Annotated in this window: 9 protein-coding genes and 1 pseudogene; 3 read left to right on the forward strand and 7 right to left on the reverse strand. The window is 68.6% G+C overall.

Annotated elements, in window-relative coordinates; genetic code table 11:
- Window positions 1-93: 93 nt before the first annotated feature.
- The 3 genes and pseudogenes from ACIRD7_RS43065 to ACIRD7_RS43075 form a co-directional block, all read right to left on the reverse strand.
- Window positions 94-435, reverse strand: coding sequence for a M4 family metallopeptidase (locus ACIRD7_RS43065; protein WP_403461534.1), 342 nt, complete (start codon window positions 433-435; stop codon window positions 94-96).
- Window positions 436-550: 115 nt separating this feature from the next.
- Window positions 551-1,819, reverse strand: coding sequence for a hypothetical protein (locus ACIRD7_RS43070; RefSeq protein ID WP_403461535.1), 1,269 nt, complete (start codon window positions 1,817-1,819; stop codon window positions 551-553).
- Window positions 1,820-1,980: 161 nt separating this feature from the next.
- Window positions 1,981-2,171: pseudogene (locus ACIRD7_RS43075) on the reverse strand (XRE family transcriptional regulator); the annotation flags it as partial.
- A gap of 419 nt (window positions 2,172-2,590) precedes the next feature.
- On the opposite strand from ACIRD7_RS43075, the gene ACIRD7_RS43080 reads away from it, so the two are divergent.
- Complete coding sequence (locus ACIRD7_RS43080) at window positions 2,591-3,259, forward strand: GNAT family N-acetyltransferase (RefSeq protein ID WP_403461536.1); 669 nt, start codon at window positions 2,591-2,593, stop codon at window positions 3,257-3,259.
- A gap of 237 nt (window positions 3,260-3,496) precedes the next feature.
- Here the strand turns inward: ACIRD7_RS43080 and ACIRD7_RS43085 are convergent, their stop codons facing one another.
- A complete protein-coding gene (locus ACIRD7_RS43085) occupies window positions 3,497-4,093 on the reverse strand; it encodes an NADPH-dependent F420 reductase (RefSeq protein ID WP_403461537.1) in 597 nt (198 codons plus the stop codon).
- A gap of 40 nt (window positions 4,094-4,133) precedes the next feature.
- Window positions 4,134-4,952 (reverse strand): 3'(2'),5'-bisphosphate nucleotidase CysQ, encoded by an 819-nt coding sequence (locus ACIRD7_RS43090; RefSeq protein ID WP_403461538.1) that lies wholly within the window; start codon window positions 4,950-4,952, stop codon window positions 4,134-4,136.
- Window positions 4,953-5,089: 137 nt separating this feature from the next.
- Between ACIRD7_RS43090 and ACIRD7_RS43095 the strand changes: the two genes are divergently transcribed.
- Window positions 5,090-5,998, forward strand: coding sequence for a LysR family transcriptional regulator (locus ACIRD7_RS43095; RefSeq protein WP_403461539.1), 909 nt, complete (start codon window positions 5,090-5,092; stop codon window positions 5,996-5,998).
- A 361-nt stretch (window positions 5,999-6,359) separates the two neighbouring features.
- Here ACIRD7_RS43095 and ACIRD7_RS43100 read toward each other — a convergent pair whose 3' ends face one another.
- On the reverse strand, window positions 6,360-6,668 hold the full coding sequence (locus ACIRD7_RS43100; protein ID WP_403461540.1) for a hypothetical protein: 309 nt from the start codon (window positions 6,666-6,668) through the stop codon (window positions 6,360-6,362).
- Window positions 6,665-7,663 (reverse strand): NADP-dependent oxidoreductase, encoded by a 999-nt coding sequence (locus ACIRD7_RS43105; protein ID WP_403461541.1) that lies wholly within the window; start codon window positions 7,661-7,663, stop codon window positions 6,665-6,667. Before ACIRD7_RS43105 ends, ACIRD7_RS43100 begins: the two co-directional genes overlap by 4 nt.
- 122 nt (window positions 7,664-7,785) lie before the next feature.
- On the opposite strand from ACIRD7_RS43105, the gene ACIRD7_RS43110 reads away from it, so the two are divergent.
- Window positions 7,786-8,661 carry a LysR family transcriptional regulator gene (locus ACIRD7_RS43110; RefSeq protein WP_403461542.1) on the forward strand — a complete coding sequence of 292 codons (876 nt, stop codon included), beginning with the start codon at window positions 7,786-7,788 and terminating at the stop codon, window positions 8,659-8,661.
- The last annotated feature ends 209 nt before the right edge of the window (window positions 8,662-8,870 follow it).

Genomic DNA, 8,870 nt, shown 5'->3' on the forward strand with positions numbered 1-8,870 from the left:
CTCGGCCAGCAACGAACCGAGACTCCCGTGACAGCGGCCATCTCATGTCTGACCAGCGAGAACCACACACGAGGTTCGGAAAGAGAACGACCTCTAACCGCCCAGCCTCTCAGCGACCAGGTAGAAGGCGTGGTTGGGAATGCCGCTGTTGATGTGGATGCCGCCTTGATCCTTGCGGGTGCGGACGTAGTTACACATGTGCGCGGGCTGCGGATCCTGCCTGAGGATGCGGTCGTCATAAGCTGTGCCAGGAGCCTTGAGCGAGCGCAGGCCAACACCGTTGATGGCAGGAGCGAGGAGTCCGGCACCACAGATCCAGTCGGCTTCCTCAACACCCTGGTTCAAGGTGTACTGCTTCGCCAACTGGCCGAAGACGTCGGCAATCGAGGTGTGCAGCGCGCCCTGTTCGCCTTCCCAGTCGAAGTAGTGCAGCATCTCCTCAACTCCATGCCATACCTCGCCGGCTATCACGTCCAGGCACTGGCTGAACCGGCCGAAGATCTCGCCATCCCCATCCCCATCCCCGAGGCGGTGCATCGCGTTCCACGGCCTATTCGCTCTGGAGCTGTGCCTTGTTGATGGCGGCTTGAAGTTGAAGCCAAGTTGGATCTGTTGTGCTGGCCGTGGTCACCGTTGCCAGATCGTCTGCTTCCCAGGTTCGGGTTCCGTCTGTCAGGACAAGGTGCGTCTCCAGGTCGTCGCCGTCGTCCGGAACCTCAGCAGTGGCCTCCAAGAACGCTATGGCTGCAGCCCTCGAGACGTCCCTGCTTGTGGTGCGAGTTTGCGTGGAGCCGGTCAGCACGGACAAGAGCAACAGTTCTCCCTCGCTGCCGGCAACGAGAAGCTCGCCGGTCGCCGTGGCGGCCAGCGCGGACAAGCGGGACCTGGTCAGCACATTGTGCTCGACCGCTTGCCGGGTTTCGAGGTCCACCTCGACCAGTGCCCCCGCGGGCGTTGCGATCCACAGCACGCCCGGTTGCGGTCCGAAGGCGATGTTGTGGCGCGACCAGGCTTGCATCTGGTCAAGCCACTCCTGCGGGTACGGATAGCCAGGGCTGGGGTCGCCAAGGGTTGTCGCCAGAATCCGGTGCAACGAAGGAAACTCGAATACTTCCACCGAGTTGTCGTACGCGTTGCCACGGACCGCCATATGACGTCCGTCCGCGCTGAAGAGCGGAGTCTCGTAGCCGTCACAGTCCAGGATCAGCGCCCGGCGGAGCAGTCGCATCACGGCAGGCGCGGTCCCCTGATCGACGCGCGCGAAAAGGCAGTGCGTGGCCCCCTGGTCGCTGTTCAGCGTGGCGACAAGTCCGCCCCCGAGATGCTCCGCGACGCCTGTGTCCCACGGGGGTCCGGCACTGATGGTTCCGGAGGCAAGGTCAAGGACGTCCGAGCTCTCCCACCCGCCGCCTTCGTCGCGAAACGACGGTGAACCCCACAGGGTCAGCCCGTCCGGGCTGAAAGCGAGACTGCGGTAGGCGGCGGTGGCTGGAGCGCCTTCCGGTTCGTAGACCCCAGCAGGAGTCCATTGCCGTAGCCCATCTTCCCCTGCCACGACAAGCAGTGGCTCGTGCGGATGCCACGCCACAGCGGGCGTCCGCTCTGCCCGCTCCCACCCAAAGGCGTCTCCATAGGCATTCGACGTGAGGCCCACGGAGCCGAGTTCGCGTAGCTGCCCCGCGCCGCAGTCCCAGATGTGGATCGCCGGACGCTCGGAGTCCGAGCAGGCCACCAACGGAAGCCGCGGATGGCATCTCAGCTGTTCAAAAGAGCGTTCGCTGCCAACCAGCCCACGTGCCACTACTTCAAGATCAGTCACTCCAGCACCGTAGTTCTCGACGGCGCGCGCGGCGAGGCCCTTACCGGCATGCGTCCCGCGCGGCGCAGACGTGAGCGCCGGCCCCGCCAACTCGAGCGCTCACTCGCCAGCTGAAGCGCTCAGTCACACAGGGGCTCGCGGGCTATTCGTGACACAGGCTGCTACAGCTCGAACTCCAGGTGCTCCACGTCTGTAAAACGCACCTCTTCCAGGCTGCCAGCGCGGCGTCCGCCGTCGTGGAAGTACATCTCCTCCAAGCCCTCCGCAGCGATGCGCTTGAGCTGCTGCCCGTTGGCGCCGGCGTCACGGCCACGCGGAGGCGGGCCACCCAGCGCGGCGGCAGTGCCTGAGCGATGTCACGGATCCGGGCGTGCCTTCCTCTCGCCTCGCCGCCCACCCGTTCTGGGAGACGGACACCGGCCGGTCACCCGGGGCCAGAGTCGCTGCGGCGGAGGGCCCGGGAGCTGGAGCAGCGTGGGACCCGTCGCGCCGCGTGCCGTTCGGCGTGCGGACCGCCGGGAATCGGCGTACATGTGGCGGCGTAGCACTGCCACACCCGCCCCTCGCCACAGTGCGCCTCGCGGTGGCAGCGCTGATGACCGACGTTGACACGATCCCCCGCTGAGCCGGCAGCGCCACGAGCCCTGAGCACCGTACCCCCGTCGTCGGTCGAGGACGGGGGTACGGTGCTCTCCCTTGCCCGGTACGTTGGGCCGCACGCACCCGGTACGTGCGGCCGGACACACCAGGACGCAGACAACGGGGGGTTCCATGATTCGGTCGCTCCTGCGACGTACCCGGGCTGCCTCGGGCCTCCCTGTTCCGGACGCGTGCACGCCCGGGCGGCACGCCCTGGCCACCCGGCGCCTGCTGCTCTACACCCCGGTGACCAAGCTCGACGCGTTGGCGGCGATCGCCGCGGGCGCGGATCCCGAGGCCCAGCGCTGGCACGGGAACGAGATGGACCAGGTCGTACCGGACGCCGACACCAGAGAGGCCCTGCTGCGCATGGGCCCCGCCGGCGCTACCCCCCGCTGGTTCCTCAGGTCCAACCCCGAGCTGGCCGAGCCCTTCGAACCCGGCCCCGAGATGGCTGGGTTCATGGTCTGTGTACGCCGCGACACCGGGCGCTACGCCGGGGACCTCGAACTCGACCACGACAGGGGTGAGATCGGCGGCACTCTCGCCCCCGACCACCGAGGCCAGGGCCTCGGTGCTGAACTGTTCCTGGCGGGCGCGGAGTTCGCCCATGGCCACGCCGGTCTGCCGACGGTACGGGCGGGCACGGCGACGGCGAACCTTGCGTGCCGCCGCGCCCTGGAACGCGCCGGCTTCGTCCCGGCCCCGGGCCCGGCCCGCCACACCCTGCCGGACGGCCGTGAGCTGGACAGCGTCTGGTACCAGCACGAGGGCGCCGCGTCGGCGTGTGCGATGCCTTGAGGCAGGAGTGGAGGGGCGGAGGAGCGAGTCCGCCGCCTCGGAAACCCGGCCGTGGCCAGCTCAATCCCGACAGGAGCGGGCCGGGACACGCTCAGCCCGAGCTTGTGCTGGGCACTCCATGGGGAGCCTGGCCAGGAACCGGCCGGTACCGAACGCGAGGGATTCGGCGGTCTCTTCCACCTGCTTGTCGGACGTCGTCTGCGCCATGCCGTGCCCCGGTGGTGCACGGTGTGCGGATCAGCGGGCGATCGAGATCGCGAAGGGCGCGAATCCGCTGGACCGAATCAGGTGCGGTGCGAACAGTATCGCGGCCTCCGTGGCGCGGGCGGATTGGATCCCGCCGAGATCAGTGATCCACTCCTTGCGCCAGCCGAGGTTGATGAGCAGTTCACGGACGGTCTGCTTGGCCTGCGGGTCCTCGCCGGAGAGGAAGGCGTCGGGCGCCTGGGTGAGCGTGGCCGGCGCGGTCATCACCGAGAAGAGCATGGTGTTGAGTGTCTTGACGACGCGCGTTTCGGGGAGCGCTTCCTGGAGTTGCTCGGCGAGGCTTGAGCCGGGGTAGATCAGGTCGGCGGGCAGTCCGTCCGGTCCGTCGACGGTGGCGTTGGAGACGTCGACGAGGACCTTGTCGCGCAGCTCCTCGCGCAGGGCGACGAGCCGGTCCAGCGAACCGGCCCCCGGGGTGGCGTTGATGACGATCTGGGCTGTCCGGGCAGCGTCGGCGGCGGCGCCCGGCGCGCGGTCCGCCACGGTCACCTCATGCCCTGCCCGGGTAAGGGCTGTGGCCAGGCTGCCGCCGACGCGGCCGTTTCCGAGAATTGCGATCGTGGTCATGATGATCTGGTCCTTCCGTGGGTGCAGGTTGTGGTGCCGGTCAGCGTGAGAGCGTGGCGACGGCCTCGGCGTGGACGCCGGGCGCGGCGGCCAGGAAGCTCTCGCTCTGAGGGGTCCAGGGGCGGCCCTCGGCGTCGGAGATCTGTCCGCCGGCCTCGGTGACGAGCAGCGCCCCGGGAAGCAGGTCCGCGCGGGCGCCGGCAAACTGCCAAAAGGCGTCGATCCGGCCGGCGGCCACGTTCAGCAGGTGCAGGGTCGCGGGCACTGCGGTGCGGACGACGAGCGCGTCGAAGAGCATCGCGGTGATCGAGGAGCCGACGCGCCGCACGACCTTCTCGTCCTCGTCCGGCCGGGCCTGGCTGGTGGCCACGATGCTCAGACCGAGGTCCGCGGTGTGGGAGACGTGCAGCGGCCGGCCGTCGAGGTGGGCGCCCGCGCCGGTGAGCGCGGTGTAGGTCTCGCCGGTCAACGGCAGGTGGACCGCCGTGAGCACCGGCTGGTTCTCACGCACGAGGGTGGCGGTCACCGCCCACTCCGGCAGGGCGTGCAGGTGGTTGACGTTGCCTTCGGCCGGATCCACGACCCACCATTCGCCGGGCGGCAGCGCCCCGCCGTCCAGCTCGTCCTCCACCCAGCCGGCGTCCGGACGCAGGCCCGTGAGGCGGGGGCGCAGGATGTCGAGGGCCGTGTCGTCGTTGTCGGCGAGCGCGCGCATCAGCTCTTCGCGGGTCTGGTAGCGGACCACCTCGCCGAAGCGCTCGTGCAGCGCCGAACCGGCCGCGCGCACGGCGATCGCGGTCTGGCCGAGCAGGTCGGCGTCGGAGGCGGCGACGTCAGGGGTCTGAAGCATTTCGGACATGGTGAACTCCCTTTTGAGAAGGAGGTGATGGGGCCGTTCGGGCCGGACTGTGCGCTCTGTTCAGCGCTCTGGTCTCGAAGGTATAGAGCCCCTTGATTAACTTCAAATGCATGTAAAGCACGGCTAGGATTACTCGCATGCAATTGGATTTGAACCTGCTGGCCGCGCTCGACGCGCTGTTGGAGGAGGGAAGTGTGGCCGGGGCGGCCGCACGCATGCATGTCACCGCCCCCGCGATGAGCCGGAGCCTGAGCCGGATCCGTCGCACGACCGGGGATCAGATCCTGGTGCGCACCGGCCGCACGATGACCCCGACGCCGTATGCGATCGCCGTCCGGGAACAGGTGCACGAACTGCTGCACCAGGTCCAGGGGGTCCTGGCACCGAGCCGTGAACTCGACCTGGCGACCTTGGAGCGCACCTTCACACTTCGCTGGCACGATTCCCTGGTCGCCTTGAGCGGCCCCGCACTGCTCTCGGCCGTGCGCGGACAGGCGCCGGGTGTGCGATTGCGCTTCGTCGCGGAATCGAGCATCGACACCCCCGAGTTGCGGCGCGGCGAGGTGGACCTGGAGGCGAACGCCAACCGCCCGAGCGCACCGGACATCCGTGCCGAGAACGTGGGCGAGACCCGCCTCGTCATCGTCGTGAGGCAGGGGCACCCCCTCACCCGCGTCAGGACCGTCACCGCGAAGCAGTACGCCGCCGCTGAGCACGTCACCGTCTCGCGACGTGGAAACCTCAGCAATGCCCTCGACGACGCCCTCGCGCGGCTCGGCCTCACCCGCCGCGTGGTGGCGACCGCGCCCACGGAAGCAGCCGCGCTGGAGTTCGCGCGCGGCTCCGACCTCCTGATCAGCGTCCCCGAGGCCACCACGCGCTCAGCAGTCGCCGACCTCGGCCTGGTCGTGCTCCCCCTCCCGCTCGAACTGCCTTCGGCACCGATATACCTGTCGTGGCATCAGCGCTACGACACCGACCACGCCCACGCCTGGCTGCGCGGGCTGGCACGAACCGCGCTGGCCACGGGCGGCGCGTCGTCGTAGCCGGCGCCGTCCGGCCGCTTCACCCATACGTCCACGCGACCACCTTGATGCCGTCACGGCCGGCCGCTGAGCGGACCCGCAGCACACCACCAGCCTCCGGCGGGGCGTACACGACCAGCCTGAACGCCCGTCGCGAAGCCCGAGTTTGCCGAGAGGGCAGGACACGAACGTCCTGACGGTCTCCTGGCTGCTGACGTTGAAGGAGATCGCCGCCGCGTTCGGCGACGTGCCGAGAGACCGCGCCGCTGCGGGTCAATACACCCGGCCCCGCATTAAAAGTCGTTGTCCAGCGGGAGGGTGAGCTCGGCGATCCGCCGCTCGCCTGCGGACCGGCACAGGCCGAACGTGCAGCCGGTTGAGTTCACCTGGATGCTCTTGCCGATGTTCCTCGTCGGCACCAGATGGGCCGCACCTCAGCGGTGGCGGCGTCCGCCGTCGTGACCACGACACCGCCCAGGCGGCTCCGCACACTTCCGGCCCGGGCCATGTACCCGTCACGGACAAAATCGAGCACCGCCGCGCGTGCGATCACCGGGCCGAGCGCTCCCTGTCCGGGCATCGTGAAGGTACAGATGGTGTTCTCGGTCAGGACCGCTTCCGGCTCGGGCACATTCAGCTCGTCCAGGGCATGGGCGCAGTTCGCCACCGCCTGCTGGAGTTCGGCGATCACGAGGCCACCGTCAGCACGATCTTGCCCTGGATGTGGCCCTGCGCGGCTCGCGTGTGTGCGCTGCCCGCCTCGGGCAGCGGGTAGGTGCTGTCGACCCCGACCTGGAGCCGGCCGTCGTCGAACAGGCGCCCGATCACGGCGAGCTGAGGGCCGTTGGAACGCACCTGAATGTTCGAGACTGTGATGCCCAGACGCGCCGTCTCTTCCGGGTCGTACTGGGCGAAGAACACCGGAAGCATGGTGCCTCCGCGCTTGAGCACGGTCAGGAAGCGTGAGCTGTCCGGTCCACCGACGGTGTCGATCACCAGGTCGACACCGCTGACCACATCCGCGGCCTGCGTCCTGGTGTAGTCGATGAACTCATCGGCGCCGAGCTTGCGCAGGAATTGCTCGTGCCGGCTTGAGGCCACCGCGATGACGTGTGCCCCCTTCCATTTCGCCAGCTGCACCGCGAAGTGGCCCACTCCACCGGCAGCCCCGTTGACCAGCACGGTCATCCCCGGCGTGATCGGCACCGGCCGGTGCACCTGGCCGGTGAAAGGAGACGGCACGTCGTGGCCGAGATCAACCAGGTACTGCCAGGCCGTAAGCACAGCCATCGGCGCTCCAGCCGCCTGCACGTGGTCGATACCGGCCGGCTTGTGGGCCAGGTCGGAAGCCGGCGCGGCCACGTACTCGGCGTACGTCCGGCCGTCGAATCCGGGGAACCGCAGCATGCCGAAGACCTCGTCACCGACTGCGAACCCCAGCACGTCCGGAGCGACCGCCTTAACCACGCCGGACATGTCCGTTCCAGGGATCAGGGGGAACTCAAGCGCCGGCCTCATCTCGGCCGGCATGACCTTCATCCCCTCACGCAGGTACCAGTCCGGCGGGTTGATACCCGCCGCGTGCACCCGGACGAGCACCTCGCCCGGGCCGATCTCAGGAACCGGCACCTCGTCATACTGCAAGACTCCCGGCCCGCCCGCTTCGTGGAACTGGATCGCCTTCATCGCGCCTGTCGCTTTCTCGGGGAAACGTTGCTCCTTCAGTCAAGGCGCAGGACTGTATGGCCGTCCAAGACCGGTTCGGCAACCTGATCATTCCGAAACGGCATGACGCGTACGCTGGAGGGGTGAACGATCTCGGACAGGACCTGGAACTGCGGCTGGTGCGCTACTTCACCGTGGTGGCGGCGCACCAGCACTTCGGCCGGGCCGCCGCCGAACTGCACGTGGCCCAGCCGGCGCTGAGCCGCCAGATCCAACGGCTCGAGAAGTATCTCGGCGCACGGCTGCTGGACCGCGACCCCAAGGGCACCCGGCTCACTCCGGCCGGCCAGAGGTTCCTCCCCCGTGCACAAGCCCTGCTGCGGACCGCCCGCCGGGCCGAGCTGGCCGTGCGCGAACAATCCGAGACCGAACGAATCGCCATCGGCTACGTCGAGGACTTGGTGATCACTGCCGCCGTACGGGAACTGCGTAGCCGTCACCCGGACGCCGAGATCGCCACCCGGTACCTGAGCTGCCGCGAGGTAGGGGCGCTGGCCGACAAGCGTGTCGACGCCCTGATCGCGCGGGCCCCGCTGCCGCTCGCCGCCACCGACTTGTTCACCACGCCGCTGTACGAGGAACCCCGGATGCTCGTGGTTCCGCGTGGCCATCCCTTGGCCGACCGCACGTCGGTGACCGCGGAAGAACTCGCCGGCGAGGAGGCGGCGCCGTGCGCGTTCGAGACCGCGGACTGGACTTCCTACCGGATCCTCGGAGCCGGCGTGCCGCCGATCGAGAGCTACGAGGACAAGCTCGAACTCGTCGCGAGCGGCAGGGCGATCGCCGTGCTACCGGTCGGCGACCGGCGAAGCTCACTGCGTCCCGACCTCGTCACCGTCCCGGTCGAGGGCGCTCCCCCGAGCCAGGTCGTCCTGGTCAGCCGCAAGGGCGACCCGAATCCGATGATCAGGAGTCTCCGGCTGGCGGCCAAGGCCGTCCTGACCGCCCCGGCAGCCTGACCGGGACCCGCCTGGCACAGACTTCCTAGCTTCTTCTTTTCGCTGGAAGGTCCCAGGTGTCCCAGGGCTGCCCAGGCACTGTCCGGCGGACCATGTAGCCGTGACTGCACCAAGTTAGGGTCCGTCTTCAAACGGATCTTGCCCAGAGCAGGAACGACGCGAGATTGACCGCTGCTTCGTAGGAGGTGGCGGTCTTGTCGTATCTGGTG

It is taken from the genome of Streptomyces sp. NPDC093568, from assembly GCF_044764945.1.
Lineage (GTDB): Bacteria > Actinomycetota > Actinomycetes > Streptomycetales > Streptomycetaceae > Streptomyces.